This is a genomic window from Azospira sp. APE16 (genome assembly GCF_047901315.1).
Lineage (GTDB): Bacteria > Pseudomonadota > Gammaproteobacteria > Burkholderiales > Rhodocyclaceae > Azospira > Azospira oryzae.
Genome location: NZ_CP179682.1, coordinates 2,573,324 through 2,590,850, shown reverse-complemented (window position 1 = coordinate 2,590,850; position 17,527 = coordinate 2,573,324). Strand labels below are relative to the sequence as shown.

The window sequence follows — 17,527 nt, the reverse complement described above, 5'->3', positions numbered from 1 at the left end:
CGTGCTCATGGCCGGCGCCGGGCGCGCCAGGCGAAGCCGAGCAGCACCAGGGCCCCCAGGCCGGCCAGGGCCCAGTGGGTGACGGCCGGCGGCAGGGGACTGTTGGCGGATTTGCTTTCCTGCACCGCGTAGCCTTGCACCGGCTCGCCGGCCTGGGCGGGCGGCGCCGCCTTGGCCTGGGCCGGCTGGGCGGCTGCCTTGGCGCCGGGGGGCGGTGCGGCCTGGGCGGCTTTGCTTGCGGCGGCCGGCAGGGCGCTGCTGCGGCCGGGGGCGCGGGCGCCGCTGCCCGGGGCGGGCAGGCTGCGGGCCTCGGCCATGTCCCGGGCGTCCTGGGCCTGGGCCAGGGCGGTGACCTCGGCGCTGCTGCAGCTGTTGGCATTGCAGGCGACGCCAGCTTCGGCGATGACTTCCCGGTTCACCTGCTCCAGATGGGCCTTCACCCGGGGTTCGGCCTGCCAGTAGCCCTTGTTGATGGCCACCAGCATCTTGTCCACCACCGCCTGGTAGGCCCGCAGGTTCTTCGCTTCCCGGAACTTGTCCCTGACGCCCAGCCGGTTGCGGTCGGCCACGTAGGTCTCGTACATCTCCTGCCACTTGGCGCCGTCCACCGCCTCCGGCACGGTGACCTGCCAGCCCCACAGGTGCTCGGTCACCTTCATGACGAAGCGGGCGCCGGCATAGCCTTCCTTGAGCATGGCCTTGACCCATTCCGGGTTGGTGTAGCGGGTCCGCATTTCCCGGCCCATGAACTTGTCCAGGGTCTCGTGCTTGCCGCCCTTGCCGTCGGCCAGGTTGAGCACCAGGGTTTCCGGCGACTTGCCGTTCACCTGACGGATGGCCATGGCCGTGGCGCCCAGGTACTGGAACACGTCGTCGTTGTCCAGGGTGCCGTAGAGGTTGGAGGAGCGGGAATGGATGGCCGCCTTGGCGTCCTTCAGGGCCATCTTGAAGATGTCCACCGCCAGGGCCGCGCCGCCGGGGCGGTCGCCCCAGTAGCCCTGGCCGAAGAGATGGCCGACCCGGTTGAAGTACACGTCGGCCACCTGGCTTTCCTTATCCCAGGTGTTGGCGGCCTGGACCACGTTGTCCACCCCGGTGCCGTAGGCGCCGGAAGGTTCGGTGAACACCCGCACCGCCGCCAGGCGTGCCGCCTCGGCCGGGGCTATGCCCCGCTGCTCCAGGGCCTGGCGGGTCTTGCCCACATTGGCACGGATGGGGTTGTCGTCCTCCTCCAGGTCCTTCACTTTGGAAACGGCCTCGTCCACCAGCAGCATCAGGGTCGGCAGGGCGTCCCGGTAGAGGCCCGAGGGCACCACGGTGACGTCCACCCGGGGCCGGCCCAGGTCGCGGCGGGGAATGATCTCCAGGCCGCTGACCCGGCCCCGTTCGTCCCATTGGGGCTTCACTCCCAGCAGGGCGAGGATTTCCGCCTCGGTGACGCCCTCGTGGCGCATGGCCTCGGTGCTCCACAGGTTGAACACCACCCGGTCCGGGTACTGGCCGTGGCGCTGCCGGTAGTCGGCGACGAACTTCTCGGCCAGGCTGCGGCCCTGTTCCCAGGTGCCCGGAGTGGGCAGGCGGGAGGGGTCGAAGCCGTAGAGGTTGCGTCCCGTGGGCAGGGAGTCCGGATTGCGGATCGGGTCGTTGCCCCGGCCGGCGGCCACGTAGCGCCCGGCCAGCCCCGCCTCCAGGGCGTCCAGCTCGGCCTTGCCGCTGGCTTCCATATTGGCCATCAGGGCTTCCAGGCGGCGCTGGTATTCGGCCGGGGCCAGCTTGCCGGCCAGGGCCAGGATGGCCTCGGCGGTGCTGCGCTGCATCTCCCTGGGCGGAGCGATGCCGAAGGTGTGCAGGCCATAGGGGGCCTGGTGTTCGCTCACTTCCTTCAGGTAGTGCTCTAGTTCCTCCACCTCCTCGCCGTTGGCTAGGGTGTCCTTGCCGATATCCTTGAGCACGCCCAGCTTGCGGGCCTGGGCGTTGATCTCGCCGAGGGCGGCCGCGGCGGCGGATTCGCTCTTCTGGGCCGCCACCACGTAGTCGTCGATGAGGCCCCGCAGCTTGACCAGCTCCAGGTTGAGGCTGGCCCTGTCGAAGGGGGGCGTCATGTGGGAGATGATGGTGGCCATGCCGCGCCGCTTGGCCTGCAGGGCCTCGCCGATGTCGTCCACGATGTAGGGGTAGAGCTGGGGCACGTCGCCCACCATGGCCTCCCCCGGATCGGCGGCGGTGAAGCCCACCTCCTTGCCGGAAAGCCATTCATGGGTGGCGTGGGTGCCCACATGCACCATGGCATGGGCCTGGTAGCCCTTCTGCAGCCACAGGTAGAAGGCCAGATACTGGTGGTGGGGCGGCAGGGCCACGTCGTGGTACATCTTCTTGATATCGCCCTCCCAGCCCCGGGAAGGCTGGGGCGCGAAGACCAGATTGCCGTAGCGCTGGGCGGGGAAGACGAAGTGGGGCTTGCCCTTGCCGTCCTTCCACAACATCACCCTGGAGTTTTCCGGCTCGCCCCAGGCCTGGACCATGGCGCGGCGCAGCTTTTCCGGCTGGCGGTCGAACCATTTGCGGTAGTCGCTCACCGGCAGCAGCATGGCGTGGCCGCTGCGCACCATTTTTTCCAGGGCGCCGGGGGCCCAGTTGCCGATATTGGTACCGTGTTCCCGCAGGGCGTCGAACAGGGCTTCTTCCGTGGCCGGGCGGCCCTGGGCGTTGTAGCCGGCCTGCTCCAGGCGGGAGAGGATCTGCCACAGGGAGCGGGGCAAAACGTTGAGATAGGAGGCGCCGATGTTCTCCTTGCCCGGCGGATAGTTGTAGTAGATCACCGCTACCCGCTTGTTGGTGTTGAGCTCGTAGCGCAGCTCCACCCATTTCTTCACCCGGTCCGCCAGGCGCTCGATGCGCTCGGGGATGGGGGCCTCCACCACGTACTCCAGGCCGGTGCGAGGATCGCTCAGCCGCTCCTTGGAGGCCACCACGGTGGGGGCCACGGCGCCGGCGAATTCGGCTCCGGCGATCTGCCAGGCCCGCTCGTTGAGGCTCAGGCCCATGGGCGAATCCTCCCATTCCTGGCGGCTCTGGTTGAAGAGGGAGAGGGCATTGACCACGGGTACGTCCAGGGCCTGCATGAGCGGGACGGTCTTCTCCGGCACGTTGCCCATCTTCAGGGCCAGGCCCACCAGGGCCGCCACCCGGGCCTTGCCCCTGGGGTCGATGAAGTACTGTTTGACGGCATTTTCGGAAGGAAAGCCGAAGGCCGGGGCGACGTTGAAGCCCCGCCGCTCCAGGCTTTCCACCATGGCTTCGAGCAGGGCCGAGCGGCCGGCCTGGGCCGTGACCCGGTTGAAGACGATGCCCACCCAGACCCGCTCGGCGGCGCCGGGGCGCTGCCGCAGGTAGTCCGCCGCGTAGTCTTCGAAGCGGCTAAAGAGCTGGCCGCTGCGGGGATTCCACAGGGCCACGGCGGGGAAGGGGCGGGGCGGCGGAGCCGCCAGGGGCAGGCCGAATTCCCGGGCCAGGGCCAGGCGCAGCATGGCGGCGTAGTTGTCCACGCCGCCGGCCTGGGCGTAGGCCCGCAGTTCCTCGTTGCGGGTCAGGCCCGCATCCCGTTCCCCTTCCTCGAAGGGCGAGCCGACGGCGTAGGCCTTGGCGCCGCGCCGGTTGATTTCGGCCACGGCGGGGGCAATTTGCTTCGCCAGGTCCCGGCCCATGTTGTAGATCAGGGCCAGGTCGGCTTTGGCCAGGGCTTCCAGGTCCGCCGGGCTGGGCTGGGAGGAGGAGGCGATGTGGAAGCGCACCTGCTTCAAGGCCGGCTCCTGCTGTAGCTGTTGCACCGCATTGACCGCCGTCAGGGTGGCCGGGTCGCCGGGGAACAGCACCAATGACAGGGGCCGGGCCTGGGCGGCCAGGCCCAGGAGCAGCAGGGCCAGGCCCAGGAAGAGGTGCCGGAGGTGGAACAGGATCGGGCGCCTTCCCTCAGTCGGCCGGTACATAGACGATCCTCCCGTCGGGCAGCTTGTAGGCGGTGCCGAGGCGCTCGCCCCGGCCCGAGAGCTTCTGGTCGGTGACCTTGGCGGCTTTGATCTCGTTGCCCTTCTTGGTGATGATCTCCATCTCGCCGTTGGCGTTTTTCTTCACCATGGTCACTTCGGAGCTGGGGTCCAGCAGGTCCATCATGTTGTAGGCCATGAACAGGGCGATCATCATGGAGACGATGAAGACGATGCTGGCGTCGAAGAGGTTGGCGACCCCGGCGATGGGGTCTTCCAGGGCCTCTCCGTCCAGGGAGAAGCGCCTACGCCGCTGCAGCAACCGCATCGTCGGCCTCCGTCTGCAGGTGGTGGGGGAGGGCCTGGCCGCTTTCCGCCAGGGTCAGTTCGGCGGCGTGGGCCATTTCCCGCACGTCGGCCCGCACCCAGCGTTCCCGGGAGAGGGCCAGCAGATAGGCGAGGACCCCGGCGCCCAGGCCGGCCACGGTGGCGGTGAAGGCGGTGACCATGCTGCCGGCCATCTTGGGGATGTTGCCTTCGGCCAGAGCGGCCAGGGAAATGCCCATGGGGATGAGGGTGCCCATGAGGCCCAGGGCCGGCCCCACCTTGATGACGAAGCGGATGCGGTCCAGGCGCCGCGACAGTTCCAGTTCCTCGGCCTGCAGTAGCCGTTCCACTTCGATCTCCAGGCGGCGCGGATAGCCCTTCAGGCGGTGCCGCAGCTGGCCCAGGCGCAGCTTGAAGCTTTCCACCTCCGGCAGATGGCCGCGGCGCCGCTGCCAGGCGTCGAACAGGGTGATGCCCAGTTGCAGGGGCACGTAGGCCACCAGCAGGGCGCAGCCGCCGATCACCGGCAGGTAGAGGGCGGTGGAGACTTGGTAGAGCAGTTGCTCGATGAGGGTGACGATTTCCATGATGGCTCCCAGGGTCAGAACGAGGCGCTCAGCTCGATGAAGGCATTGCGGCCGGGCATCTGGTAGTACTCGTAGTAGGTCTTGTCGAAGAGGTTGTTGATGCCGGCGCTGACCTTGAAATTCCTGTCGAACTGGTAGCTCAGCTTGAGGTTGGCCAGCCAGTACTTGCTGACGCCGCCGTAGACGTTCTTGATGACGTCGCTGTTGTCTTCCTTGCTGAACTGCTCGCCGGTGTAGGCGGCGGAGAGGTAGGCGCGCCACTGTTGCCACTGGGCGTCCAGGGCGAAGTAGGCGGTGTTCTTCGGCACGTAGCGCAGGCGCTTGCCCTGCAGGCCGGTGCCGCTTTCGTCCCGGGTGATCTGGCTGTCGGTCCAGGTGTAGCTGGCGGAGGCCCGCAGCCAGGAGGCGAGGGGCATTTCCGCCGCCAGTTCTATCCCTTCTACCTTGGCTTCGCCGGCATTTGTGGCCACGGCGAAGAAGTCCACGTCGGCCAGGCTGCCGCTGTAAGGGCTGAGTTTGCGGTAGATCATGTCCTGCAGCCGGGTGCGGTAATAGGTGGCTTTGGCCGAGCCCTGGCCGGCCAGGGCTGTCTCGACGCCCAGGTCCCAGGAGGTGGAGGTTTCCGGCTTTAGATCGGGATCGGCCACCAGCAGGCGGCGGCTGCTGATGCTGGGCGTGGCATACATCTCATAGTTGGAGGGGGCGCGGAAAGCCTTGCCCAAGGAACTGCGCAGGCTGGTGCCCGGGGTTAATCGATAGACTGCCGCCATTTTGGGAGAGAAGGCGGATTTGGTACGTTCCTGCATGTCCAAGCTGCCTGTCAGTGTTCCAACATATCGCTGCATCTCCCCTTGGGTGCTCCAGCGGTCATGGCGTCCGCCCAGATAAAGTGTGAGGTCGTCACCAAGGAAAATCTGATCTTGCAGGAACAGTGAGTTGGTACTGCTACTCCCATCGGATTGCTCATTGATGGCGCCGGTGGTGCTGTCCGGGGTGCGCCAGTTCGATAGTTGGTATACCTTGCGGTGCAGCTTGGCCCGGTTGGAGGCGATACCGATGATCAAGTATTGGTTGCTACCCACGGCAAAACCCAGTTGGGCCGATGCATCCAGGGTGGTGTTGGGAGTGCTGGTACGGGTGCCCGGGCCGCCATCGAAGGTGGCACCGCCACCGGAACCGACATAGAAAGCCTCCCGGTCGAAGTAGCCCACATTGGCCTTGAGGTCGTAGCCGTTGCCCAGCTTGCCGTCGAAACCGGCGAAATAGCGGGTCTCCTGGCGGTAGTTGGGATTGCTGGAATTCCAGAAGCTCGATTCCTTGATGCTGCCCAGCTTGTCGCCGTTGATGGAGACGTTGCTGGCGGGCAGGGCGAGGGGAGCGCCGTTCTTGCTCAGGTAGTTGTTGAAGCGCTCGAAGCCGATGCTGCTTTCGCTGCGGTTGAAGCCGGCGAAAAAGCGGGACTGGGCATCCAGGCTGTAATAGACCTTGGCATGCAGGTTGTTGGCGTGGGAGGAAATGGCGCCCTGGTCCCCCACCACATAGGCCTTCTTGCCATCCACCGTGGTGGTGGCCCGGCCGCCCTGGACCGCGTTGGCGCCGCTGCCGGTGGTGCCCACCGGCAGCACCACCAGGTCGCTGCCGGCGAAACCGGCCATGTCCTCGTAGCCGAAGCCCAGGGTGGCGGCCACGCCGTTGTCCCACTTGTTGCGGTAGCTGGCTTCCACCGCATTGCGCTCGCCGTCGCCGAAGCCCCGGCTGACCTTGACCCGGGTTTCCTGCTTGGTGGGCACCTTGGTGATGACATTGACCACGCCGCCCATGGCGTCGCTGCCGTAGAGAGCCGAGGCGGAGCCGGGCACCACCTCGATCTGTTCCACCTCTCCCATGGGAATGCCCATCAGGCTGGCCAGGCCGCCGGCGTTGCCGTCGGAGAGACTCATGCCGTCCACCATCATCTTCACCCGGCCGTCGGAGAGGCCGCGGAAGGAGACGATGGGGGCGGTGTTGATGCGGGTGCTGGTGCCCAGGCCGTTACGCATGTAGAAGCTGGGCACCTTGGCGGTAAGGGCGTCGCCGATGCGCATGGCGCCCGAGGCGTCCAGCTTGTCGGTCGTCACCACGGTGACGGCGGCCGGGGCCTCCAGGGTGGTCTGCTCGATGCGCGAGGCGGTCACCACCACGCTGCCCAGTTCCGTCTCGCCCTGCTCTCCGGCGGCCAGGGCGGCCTGGGAAAAGAGGGCGGCGATGGCGGCGGCCAGGAGGCGCCGCGGTTGTTGGTTGTTGATGCTCCCCATGTTGCTGTCTGACTCCAGTCGATGGCTACCAACCGGGCTTCGGGAAACGGGGGCACAAAGGATGAGGCGCGACCGCCGGCCCGAGGGCAGGCGGCAGAAACTCGGCTCAGAGGGAAAGGCCGGCGCTTCGATTCATGCTCCGCTCCGTCCGCAACCCCGCGGTCGGTGGCAGGTTCGTGCCGGCACCGTCCTCCATGGACGGCGGGCACGCAAAAATCAAAGGCCGGTCTCCGGGCTCGCCAGTCTTGATGTTCCGCCTTCCCAAGCCAGTCGCCGGCCCCGGTGAGGGGGCGACGGGCTGGCTCAGTGGCTGGCGCTCCGGGGAGGAGGGCCGTGGAACATCCGCACTGGCTTACCGTTGCGGGGGCAGCCGAAGCTTGGGGCCGTGATGGCCGTTACTTCGTTCCCGTTTCACCCGGCGGCTGCTGCCGCCGGACACCTTTGACTGCTAATGGCTCCCTGGGGAGCCGGGATCGCAACTGCAGGCGATCAGGAGCGCGATCATACCCCCAATCCCCTCTATGACAAAAGTCTGCGTCCTGGGCTGCCCCATCCCCGCCAGAGGCCGGGGCAGCGTCCAGGGCACGACGCCGCTGGTTGCCGCCCGGCTCAGTCCCAGGCCAGGGCGCCGCCGGTCTGGTACTCGGTGACGCGGGTTTCGAAGAAGTTCTTTTCCTTGCGCATATTGGCCTGTTCGTCGAGCCAGGGCAGCACGTTCTCGGCGCCGGGGAAGGGCTCGGCCAGGCCCAGCTGGCGGGCGCGGCGGTTGGCGATGAAGCGGAACTGGTCCCGGTGCAGGTCGGCGTTGTAGCCCAGGATGGGCTCCCGCAGGATGTAACCGGCGTAGGCCGACTCGGCGGCTTCCGCCTCTTCCCACAGGGCCTTGACCTGGACCGGGTCCAGGGTCAGGTTTTCTTCCTGCAGGAGCTGGCGCACCACCCGGATGCCGAAGGCGCAGTGCAGCACCTCGTCGCGCATGATGTACTGCAGCTGCTCGGCGGTGCCCTTCATCAGGCCCCGGCGCTGCAGGGCGAAGATGGGGGTGAAGCCGTTGTAGAACCAGCAGCCTTCGAAAATGCCGGCGAAGAAGAGGTAGGAGAGGGCGAATTCGTGCAGGTTGTCCCGGTCCGTCAGGTCGAAGTCGGAACGCATCACCCGCTCCAGGCGGCGGTTGGCCAGGGCGATCTTGCCGTGGATTTCCGGCACCACCCGGTAGCGGTTGTAGATTTCCTTCTGGTCCAGGCCCAGGCTTTCGATGCAGTGCTGGTAGGTCCAGGTGTGCAGGGCCTCTTCATAGACCTGGCGGGCCTGGTAGATCTGCAGCTCCGGCGCGCTCATCTTCTCCATCACCGCCAGGCCGATGTTGCGCATGGCCAGGATGTCGGAGGTGGTGAGGTAGGACAGCACGTTCTCGAAGACGTGGCGCTCGGCCGGCGTCAGCTTGTGGTTGTAGTCGTGCACGTCCTGGGCCATGGAGATTTCCAGGGGCGTCCAGTGGTTGCGGTTGGCGTTGAGGAAGAACTCCCAGGCCCAGGGGTACTTGAAGGGCGCCAGCTGGTTGATGTCGGCCTTGCCGTTCACCACCCGCTTGTCTTCCGGGTTGATGGGGGCCAGGGAGATGCCGCCGGCAGGCAGGCGGGGCGCCGCTGCCGGGGTGGTGCCGGCCAGGGGCGACGCCGTTCCTGCCTGGGCGGGCAGGGGGGCTGGGGATGCTTGCCGGGCGGGCGTTGCAGCCGGGGTAGGCTGGGCGGCGGTGGGTGCGTCGTCCCAGTCGTCGAAACGCAGTTGGCTCATTGGCAGGCCTCGCAATCCGGGTTGTCGATGGAGCAGAACTTGGGCTCGGGCGCGGCGGGGGCGGCGGCCCGGTCCACCGGGGAACTGGTCTTTTCCATGGCGGTGGCGCCCAGGGTGCGCAGGTAGTAGGTGGTCTTCAGGCCCTGGGTCCAGGCCAGCTTGTAGATCTCGTCCAGCTTCTTGCCGGAGGGGGCAGCCACGTAGAGGTTGAGGGACTGGGCCTGGTCGATCCACTTCTGACGGCGGGCGGCGGCCCGGATCAGCCAGGTGGGGTCGATCTCGAAGGCGGTGGCGTAGCGGGCCTTCAGCTCGTCCGGGATGCGGTCGATGGGGCCGAGGGAGCCGTCGAAATACTTGAGGTCGGAGATCATCACCTCGTCCCACAGGTTGAGGGCCTTCAGGTCCCGCACCAGGGATTCGTTCACCACCGTGAATTCGCCGGAGAGGTTGGATTTGACGTAGAGGTTCTGGTACTCCGGCTCGATGGCGGCGGAGACGCCGATGATGTTGGAGATGGTGGCCGTGGGCGCAATGGCGACGCAGTTGGAGTTGCGCATGCCGACCTGGGCGATGCGCTCGCGCAGGGCGTCCCAGTCCAGGGTGGTGCTGCGGTCCACTTCCACATAGCCGCCCCGGGCATCTTCCAGCAGCTGCAGGGAGTCGATGGGCAGGATGCCCTTGTCCCACAGGCTGCCCTTGAAGCTGGAGTAGCGGCCCCGTTCCTCGGCCAGGTCGGTGGAGGCCCAGTAGGCGTGGTAGCAGACGGCTTCCATGGAGCGGTCGGCGAATTCCACGGCGGCCTCGGAGGCATAGGGCAGACCCAGGCGGTGCAGGCAGTCGGAGAAGCCCATGATGCCCAGGCCCACGGGGCGGTGCCGCACGTTGGCGTTGCGCGCCTTGGGGGTGGCGTAGAAGTTGATGTCCACCACGTTGTCCAAGAGGCGCATGGCGGTGCGGATGGTGCGTTGCAGCTTGGCCTGGTCCAGCACCAGCTGGCCGTCCACCAGGATCAGGTGGGCCGGCAGGTTCACCGAACCCAGGTTGCACACGGCGGTCTCGGAATCGGAGGTGTTGAGGGTGATCTCGGTGCACAGGTTGGAGCTATGCACCACGCCCACGTGCTGCTGGGGCGAGCGCAGGTTGCAGGCATCCTTGAAGGTGATCCAGGGGTGGCCGGTCTCGAACAGCATGGTCAGCATCTTGCGCCACAGCTGCACGGCGGGAATGCGCTTGAACAGACGGATTTCGCCCCGGTCGGCCTTGGCCTCGTAGGCGTTGTAGGCGACTTCGAATTCCTTGCCGAACTTGTCGTGCAGGTCGGGCACGTCGCTGGGGGAGAAGAGGGTCCACTCGCCGCCGTTGATGACCCGCTGCATGAACAGGTCGGGAATCCAGTTGGCGGTGTTCATGTCGTGGGTGCGGCGGCGCTCGTCGCCGGTGTTCTTGCGCAGCTCGAGGAATTCCTCGATGTCCAGATGCCAGGATTCCAGATAGGCGCAGACGGCGCCCTTGCGCTTGCCGCCCTGGTTCACGGCCACGGCGGTGTCATTCACCACCTTGAGGAAGGGGATGACGCCCTGGCTCTTGCCGTTGGTGCCCTTGATGCGGGCCCCCAGGGAACGCACCGGGGTCCAGTCGTTGCCCAGGCCGCCGGCGTACTTCTGCAGCAGGGCGTTTTCCTTGATGGACTGGTAAATGCCTTCCAGGTCGTCGGAGACGGTGGTGAGGTAGCAGGATGAGAGCTGGGAGTGCCGGGTGCCGCTGTTGAACAGGGTCGGCGTGCTGCTCATGAAGTCGAAGGAGGAGAGCAGGTTGTAGAACTCGATGGCCCGGGCTTCCCGGTCGATCTCGTTGAGGGCCAGGCCCATGGCCACGCGCATGAAGAAGGTCTGGGGCAGCTCGATGCGGCGCTCGTCCACGTGCAGGAAGTAGCGGTCGTAGAGGGTCTGCAGGCCCAGGTAGTCGAACTGCAGGTCCCGCTCGGCCTTGAGGGCGGCGGCCAGGCGTTCCAGGTCGTAGTCCTTGAGGCGGGCATCCAGCAGCTCGGCGTCCACGCCGGTGCGGATGAGGCCGGGGAAGGCTTCGGCGTAGCGGGCGGCCATGGCCTCCTGGCTGGCTTCCTCGCCCAGCACTTCGACGCGCACGCTGCTCAGCAGCAGGCGGGCAGCCACCTTGCTGTAGCCCGGCTCCCGCTCGATCAGGGTGCGGGCGGCCAGTACCAGGGACTGGCGCACGGCGGCCAGGGGCACACCGTCGTAGAGGTTGTGCAGGGCTTGCTCCAGCACCGTTTCGGCAGCCACGTCGGCCAGGCCCTGGCAGGCTTCCCGGCATTGCTGCAGCAGGGCGGCCCGGTCCAGGGGGAAGCGGTGGTCGCCGTCCACCACGTGCAGCAGGGGGCCGGCGGCAGCGGGGGCGGCCGCCGCCTGGGCGGCCCGTTCGGCAGCCCGCTTTTCACGGTACAGCACGTAGGCCCGGGCCACGTCGTGCTCGCCGGAGCGCATCAGGGCCAGTTCCACCTGGTCCTGGATGTCTTCGATATGCACCGTGCCGCCGCCGGGCAGGCGCCGGGTGAGGGCCTGGACGACGATGGCGGTGAGGCGGGAGACCAGGTCCCGCAGGCGGGCCGAGGCGGCGCCCTGGCTGCCGTGCACGGCCAGGAAGGCCTTGTTCATGGCGACGGAGATTTTTTCCGCATTGAAGGGCACCACCGAACCGTTGCGGCGGATGACCTCGAAGGACTGGGCCCGGCCAGCCAGATCGGCGGCGTTGGGCAGGCTGTCGTCCAGATTGTCGGAGGGCAGGTGGGATGACGCTTGGTGGGTGGCGAAGAGGCCGGCTTGCATCGTGCAACTCCCGTTATCAACGGAACGGGGGCCCAGGGCGGCGGGACTGCCGAGGCGCCGGCGGGCACGCCCATGGCGGCCGACAGCGGACAATCCCGATCCACCGGGGGGCACCCCGCCCCTGGTCAGACTGAAAAATTGGCGACGGCAGGTTTCCTGGCTCACGGGTCCTGGCCCGATGCCCGCCTTCCCGGTGGAACTGCCTCCCAGTGGCACGCGTGGACATCGAACTCGCCGTTTACAGTTGCGGGGGCAGCTCCGGCATGGGCGGAAAGTTCGCTGCGGATTCGCGGGGAATCCGTCTGATCCCGACTTCCTTGATCGCCGCACCGGATTCCCATTTGTCCCGAAATCGGGGAACCGTCGCGGAGGAGACTTTACCCCAGCCCTCAAGCGGAGGGCAAGGGGTTGGACACTACAGGTAGTAGTACGAGAGTAATAGACAACTACATATAGTGTATTTGGCGACAGGGTCTTTTCCACAGCCGGGAGCATTTTGCCCAGAAAACGGGCAGAGTGTTTAATCCCCAGTAATACTGTGGCTTTTCACCGACTGTCCCGGAACGGCCCACAGACTTATCCACAGAAACTGTGAATTTCCTGTTGCATGCCCCGCCGGAATTTCTGCATAATCGTCGGATCGTTTTTGCCGGAGCAGTGGCAAAAACTTTTTTTACCGGCAAATTTTTTTCCGCCTTCAACCGCGAATCCTTTATCAGCTCCATGTACAACTTCGCCGACTTCGACCGCTGCAACACGCTGCCCTCCCGGGCCGGCGCGGGCGCGTCCGTCATTGGCGTAGTAGGCGCTGTAGTACGCGTAGTCGTAGTAGTACGCGCGTGCGCCGCTGGGATGAGCGAAGTCCGGTAAAGAAACCAACCGAATTCCACAAAACCCCCGCCGGCGCGACAGCCCGGCGGGGGTTTTGTTTTTGGGCCCTCCGACCGGCAAGCCAAACCGGATCACGCAAGGAGAAGCCCAGCCATGAATGCCCCAGCCCCCCAAGCCGCCCGCCAGACGGATGCCGCCCCGGCGTCGGAAACCCTTACCGGCGCCCAGATCGTCGTCCGCCTGCTGGAACGCCAGGGCGTCACCACCGTCTCCGGCATTCCCGGCGGCGCCATCCTGCCCTTCTACGACGCCCTTTCGGCCTCGGAGAAAATCCGCCACGTGCTGGCCCGCCATGAGCAGGGCGCCGGCTTCATCGCCCAGGGCATGGCCCGGGCCAGCGGCCAGCCCGCCGTCTGCCTTGCTTCCTCCGGCCCCGGTGCCACCAATCTGCTGACCGCAATCGCCGACGCCAAGCTGGATTCCATTCCCCTGGTGGCCATCACCGGCCAGGTGCCCCGCAGCATGATCGGCACCGACGCCTTCCAGGAGGTGGACACCTATGGCCTTACCATCCCCATCACCAAGCACAACTTCCTGGTGAACTCCGCCGAGGAGTTGCTGGAGGTGATTCCCCGGGCCTTCACCCTGGCCGCCTCCGGCCGCCCCGGCCCGGTGCTGGTGGATATTCCCAAGGACGTCCAGGCCCAGGCCATCGAGGTCGGCCAGTGGCCCGCCCCCGGCGGCCGCCAGGCCCAGCCGGCACCGGACATGGCGGCCATCGAGAAGGCCGCCGCCATGATCAACGCCGCCGAGCGGCCCATCCTTTATCTGGGCGGCGGCGTCGTCCATTCCGGCGCCGCCGAGGCCGCCGTGGCCCTGGCGGAGAAGGCCTCTCTGCCCACCACCATGACCCTCATGGCTCTGGGCGCCATGCCGGTGGACCATCCCCTCTCCATCCACATGCTGGGCATGCACGGCGCCCGTTACACCAACCTGCTGCTGGAAGAGTGCGATCTGCTCATCGCCGTCGGCGCCCGCTTCGACGACCGGGCCACCGGCAAGGTGGCCGCCTTCTGCCCCAAGGCCCAGATCATCCACATCGACATCGATCCCTCCGAACTGGACAAGATCAAGAACGCCCACGTGGGCATCGCCGGCGACGTGGGCGAGGTGCTGGAAGAACTCTCGCCCCTGGTGGAGGCCCACCTGCGCAAGCGCTGGCTCACCCACATGGGCGACCTGCGCTCCCGCTTCCGCCTGCAGCGGCCCAACCTGGAAGACCCGCGCAGCCACTACGGCCTGATCCAGGCCGTGGCCGACTGCCTGGACGATTCCGCCGCCATCGCCACCGACGTGGGCCAGCACCAGATGTGGGTGGCTCAGGCCTATCCCCTGCGCCGGCCGCGCCAGTGGCTCACCTCCGGCGGCCTGGGAACCATGGGCTTCGGCGTTCCCGCCGCCCTCGGTGCCGCCCTGGCCGAGCCCGAGCGCACCGTGGTCTGCTTCACCGGCGACGGCAGCATCCTGATGAACATCCAGGAACTGGCCACCATTGCCGAAGCCGGCGCCAACCTGAAGATCGTGCTCATGAACAACGACGCCCTGGGCCTGGTGTACCAGCAGCAGGAGCTGTTCTACGGCAAGCGCTACTTCGCCTCCAAATTCGCCGGCCAGCCCGACTTCCTCAAGATCGCCGAAGGCTTCGGCATCGACACCCTGGACCTGGACACCGCCGCCGACCCCCGGGCCGCCCTGCGCCAGGCCCTGCAACGGCCCGGCCCCTGCCTCATCCACGCCTTCATCGACATGAACGAGAAGGTCTACCCCATGGTGCCCCCCGGCGCCGCCAACACCGACATGATTGGAGGCTGAGATGAACGCCGTCAGCAAAAACGAAAACGCCACCCTGGCCCGCCCCCAGCGCACCGTGCTGGAACTGGAAGTGAACAACCACGCCGGAGTCATGTCCCACGTGGTGGGCCTCTTCTCCCGCCGCGCCTACAACGTGGAAGGCATCCTCTGCCTGCCCGTGGGCGACGGCAGCATCAGCCGCATCTGGCTCCTGGTCCTGGAAGACCGGCGCCTCGAGCAGATGGTGAAGCAGGTGGAGAAGCTGGAAGACGTGCGCACGGTCCGTCGCCATGGGGCGGATCATGCAGTTTTTGAACGGCTGGAGGAGTTTTTCCGCTGAAGGGAACTAAGCGCCCGCTTCAGGAAGCGGCGGGCGCTGGTGCTGGAGCTTTTCTATAGACTCGATGTTCGAGTCGAGGAACTCAAAGGAGTGGAAATTCATAAACGTTGAGGTAGAGGCTCCCACTGGCGGATGACTTTGGAATGGAGCCTTCAACGCTAGGATGTATTACCTTCTCATTTAAGTTCGTAAGTACGACCAATGACTTGGGTGTCAAACAGCCTGTAGGTGACGTTACCCAAATCGAGGAATGGGTATTTGTTTGCGTACTGCGCTATATGCGATTTGAAGTTGCTTTTGCCTTCGGTGTAATAGCGCCAAAGTGTCGGTTGCTTATAACAGTCGAGAGAGAAATTCCCGATATAGACCGTTTCGCCAGCGCCTACGCGGAAGCTTCCCGCATAAGGTTTCCCATCCTTGAGAAGATCATTTTGGCCTGCAACAAAGTAACCTACATTGGAAGCCGATTGCGCTACTTTGATCTTGAAATGGCTCAACGCATATTCACCTGGCGGAACTTGGTAGGCATAGCTTTCAAAAGCTTGCTTGGCAGATAAGCGTCCAGGTGTTGTGACGATAAATTCGGCCGGTTCAGCGTTGCTCCTCTTCAGTGGCATTCGATCGAAGGCGAAGGTGACGAGTTGCGCATTTTCATATTTCGCGCAACCCCATACCCTTCCCCAATTCACATCAAGGAGCACTACACCGTGCGAATTTTTATTCTTGGCGTAAGTATCTGATGCAGCTTCCGGGTTACCAACAACATTGTCTTTTATATCGATTACTGAGCAGGCTGACAGAGCGGTGCAAAGTAGTAATGCTGAAGAACATCGTATAAATCTGAATCGCATCATTACCTCGTTAGAGTGCTAAACAGGAAAAGGGTACAGGTAGGTAAGCTTGTAAAGCTGTATGCGTATTGCATTTTGTCAGTGTAAGGTTTTGCCTTGCGGTTGAACAGCGAGGGGCGGCTTTTTCCCCAAATGACTTTGTTTGTAGTTTGTCTGTATTTCCCCCTACAACCCCCACGGTCTTTCTGCATCGAAAGCTGATGCTTATCAAAGTGTCCCGGTGGGCCGGGCGGCAAGATGGGTGCCCATGAAGCCCGCCATTTCTTTCCCCTGCATTTGCCTGAGCGGCCTTGGCCTGACCGCGGCCTTGCTGCCCCTTGCCGTTAGTGCCACGGAAGTGGCAGTTCCCGCTCCCCGCGCCCAAGAATTGGTGCATATGGTTCGTCAGGATTGCGGTTCCTGCCACGGCCTGACCCTCAAGGGCGGCCTGGGGCCGGCCCTCACTGCCGAGACCTTCCGCCAGCGGCCTGCCGAGAGCATGGTGGCCACCATCCTGCATGGCCGGCCGGGCACGCCCATGCCGCCCTTCAAGGGCATCATCAACGAGGCCGAGGCCCAGTGGATCGTGCAGCAGCTCCAGGTCGGCTTCCCCAACGAATAATTTGAATTCCCCGCGAAAGACCGCCATGACGCCTGCCACGCCTGTCGTTTCCCGCCGCTTTCTTCTGCCTGTTCTCCTGCTCTCCCTCCTGACCGGTTGCGCCAGCGCCCCGGCACCCCGGGGCAGCGGCGACCTGGGGGTGGTGATCGAGCGTTCCATCGGCCAGGTGCAGGTGGTCAATACCACCTCGAAAACGGCCCTGGCCAAGGTGCCCGGGCTGGGTGACCTGTCCCACGCTTCCGTGGTCTTCAGCCGGGACCAGCGCTACGCCTACGTCTTCGGTCGTGACGGCGGTCTGACCAAGGTGGATATCCTCAACGCCTCCATCGCCAAGCGCATCGTCCAGGCCGGCAACGCCATCGGCGGTGCCATTTCCCAGGACGGCAAGCTGGTGGTGGCCCAGAATTACGAGCCGGGCGGCATCAAGGCCTTCGACGCCGAGACCCTGGAACTGGTGGCGGACATTCCGTCCGTGGACATGAACGGGGTGCGCTCCAAGGTGGTGGGCCTGGCCGACCTGTCGGGCAACCGCTTCGCCTTTTCCCTCTTCGAAGCCGGGGAAATCTGGGTGGCCGACCTCTCCAATGTGAAGGCGCCCAAGGTGCAGAAATACTCCGCCGGCAAGCAGCCCTACGACGCCCTGGTGACGCCGGACGGCCGCTACTACATCGCCGGCCTCTTCGGCGAGGACGGCCTGGCCATGCTCGACACCTGGCAGCCGGAGCAGGGCGTGCAGAAGATTCTCGCCGGCTACGGCAAGGGCGAGCAGCCCCTGCCGGTGTACAAGATGCCTCACCTGCGGGGCTGGTCCGTGGCCGGCGGCAAGGCCTACCTGCCCGCCATCGGCCGCCACGAGGTACTGGTGGTGGATACCAAGACCTGGAAGGAGACGGCCCGCATCCCGGTGAAGAGCCAGCCGGTGTTCGTCATGGCCCGGCCCGACGGGCGGGAGATCTGGGTCAATTTCGCCTTCCCCGACAACGGCTGGGTCCAGGTCATCGACACCCTGGAAGGCAAGGTGACCCACACCCTGCAACCGGGCAAGGCCATCCTGCACATGGAATTCGCGCCCCGCGGCGAGGCCGTCTGGCTCTCGGCCCGGGACGATAACAAGGTCACCGTTTTCGACACCCGCACCAAGGCGCCAGTGGCCGAGCTGAAGGCGGAGAGCCCGAGCGGCATCTTCTTCACCAGCCGCGCTGCCCGCACCGGCTTCTGACGCCTC

12 protein-coding genes and 2 riboswitches are annotated in these 17,527 nt (G+C 65.6%); of the genes, 4 read left to right on the top strand and 8 right to left on the bottom strand.

Annotation, left to right across the window (positions count from 1 at the left end; all coding sequences use genetic code 11):
* Positions 1-5: 5 nt before the first annotated feature.
* From ACLSSQ_RS12415 to ACLSSQ_RS12385, 7 genes are all read right to left on the bottom strand, one after another.
* On the bottom strand, positions 6-3,986 hold the full coding sequence (locus tag ACLSSQ_RS12415; RefSeq protein WP_416242856.1) for a cobaltochelatase subunit CobN: 3,981 nt from the start codon (positions 3,984-3,986) through the stop codon (positions 6-8).
* Positions 3,970-4,311, bottom strand: a complete 342-nt coding sequence (locus ACLSSQ_RS12410; RefSeq protein ID WP_014236992.1) for a DUF2149 domain-containing protein — start codon at positions 4,309-4,311, stop codon at positions 3,970-3,972. The genes ACLSSQ_RS12415 and ACLSSQ_RS12410 overlap by 17 nt, the downstream gene beginning before the upstream one ends.
* Positions 4,289-4,897, bottom strand: coding sequence for a MotA/TolQ/ExbB proton channel family protein (locus ACLSSQ_RS12405; RefSeq protein WP_152089541.1), 609 nt, complete (start codon positions 4,895-4,897; stop codon positions 4,289-4,291). Before ACLSSQ_RS12405 ends, ACLSSQ_RS12410 begins: the two co-directional genes overlap by 23 nt.
* A gap of 14 nt (positions 4,898-4,911) precedes the next feature.
* Positions 4,912-7,191 carry a TonB-dependent receptor domain-containing protein gene (locus tag ACLSSQ_RS12400; protein WP_416242855.1) on the bottom strand — a complete coding sequence of 760 codons (2,280 nt, stop codon included), beginning with the start codon at positions 7,189-7,191 and terminating at the stop codon, positions 4,912-4,914.
* A 203-nt stretch (positions 7,192-7,394) separates the two neighbouring features.
* Positions 7,395-7,649: riboswitch (cobalamin riboswitch) on the bottom strand.
* Between the two features lie 151 nt (positions 7,650-7,800).
* Positions 7,801-8,985: a ribonucleotide-diphosphate reductase subunit beta gene (locus ACLSSQ_RS12395; protein ID WP_416242854.1), complete on the bottom strand. Its 1,185-nt coding sequence runs from the start codon at positions 8,983-8,985 to the stop codon at positions 7,801-7,803.
* Positions 8,982-11,828: a ribonucleoside-diphosphate reductase subunit alpha gene (locus ACLSSQ_RS12390; protein ID WP_416242853.1), complete on the bottom strand. Its 2,847-nt coding sequence runs from the start codon at positions 11,826-11,828 to the stop codon at positions 8,982-8,984. Before ACLSSQ_RS12390 ends, ACLSSQ_RS12395 begins: the two co-directional genes overlap by 4 nt.
* A 128-nt stretch (positions 11,829-11,956) precedes the next feature.
* Positions 11,957-12,208, bottom strand: a riboswitch (cobalamin riboswitch).
* 196 nt (positions 12,209-12,404) lie between these two features.
* Positions 12,405-12,707, bottom strand: a complete 303-nt coding sequence (locus tag ACLSSQ_RS12385; RefSeq protein ID WP_157870610.1) for a hypothetical protein — start codon at positions 12,705-12,707, stop codon at positions 12,405-12,407.
* Between the two features lie 105 nt (positions 12,708-12,812).
* Here ACLSSQ_RS12385 and ilvB point away from each other — a divergent pair, with 105 nt between their 5' ends.
* Positions 12,813-14,531 (top strand): acetolactate synthase large subunit, encoded by a 1,719-nt coding sequence (gene ilvB, locus ACLSSQ_RS12380; protein ID WP_416242852.1) that lies wholly within the window; start codon positions 12,813-12,815, stop codon positions 14,529-14,531.
* 1 nt (position 14,532) lies between these two features.
* Positions 14,533-14,850 (top strand): acetolactate synthase small subunit, encoded by a 318-nt coding sequence (gene ilvN, locus ACLSSQ_RS12375; RefSeq protein ID WP_416242851.1) that lies wholly within the window; start codon positions 14,533-14,535, stop codon positions 14,848-14,850.
* A 176-nt stretch (positions 14,851-15,026) separates the two neighbouring features.
* On the opposite strand, the gene ACLSSQ_RS12370 is transcribed toward ilvN, so the two are convergent.
* On the bottom strand, positions 15,027-15,701 hold the full coding sequence (locus ACLSSQ_RS12370; RefSeq protein ID WP_416242850.1) for a hypothetical protein: 675 nt from the start codon (positions 15,699-15,701) through the stop codon (positions 15,027-15,029).
* A 247-nt stretch (positions 15,702-15,948) separates the two neighbouring features.
* On the opposite strand from ACLSSQ_RS12370, the gene ACLSSQ_RS12365 reads away from it, so the two are divergent.
* Positions 15,949-16,302: a c-type cytochrome gene (locus tag ACLSSQ_RS12365; RefSeq protein ID WP_416242849.1), complete on the top strand. Its 354-nt coding sequence runs from the start codon at positions 15,949-15,951 to the stop codon at positions 16,300-16,302.
* 25 nt (positions 16,303-16,327) lie between these two features.
* Positions 16,328-17,521, top strand: a complete 1,194-nt coding sequence (locus ACLSSQ_RS12360) for a cytochrome D1 domain-containing protein (protein WP_014237001.1) — start codon at positions 16,328-16,330, stop codon at positions 17,519-17,521.
* Positions 17,522-17,527 lie beyond the last annotated feature (6 nt).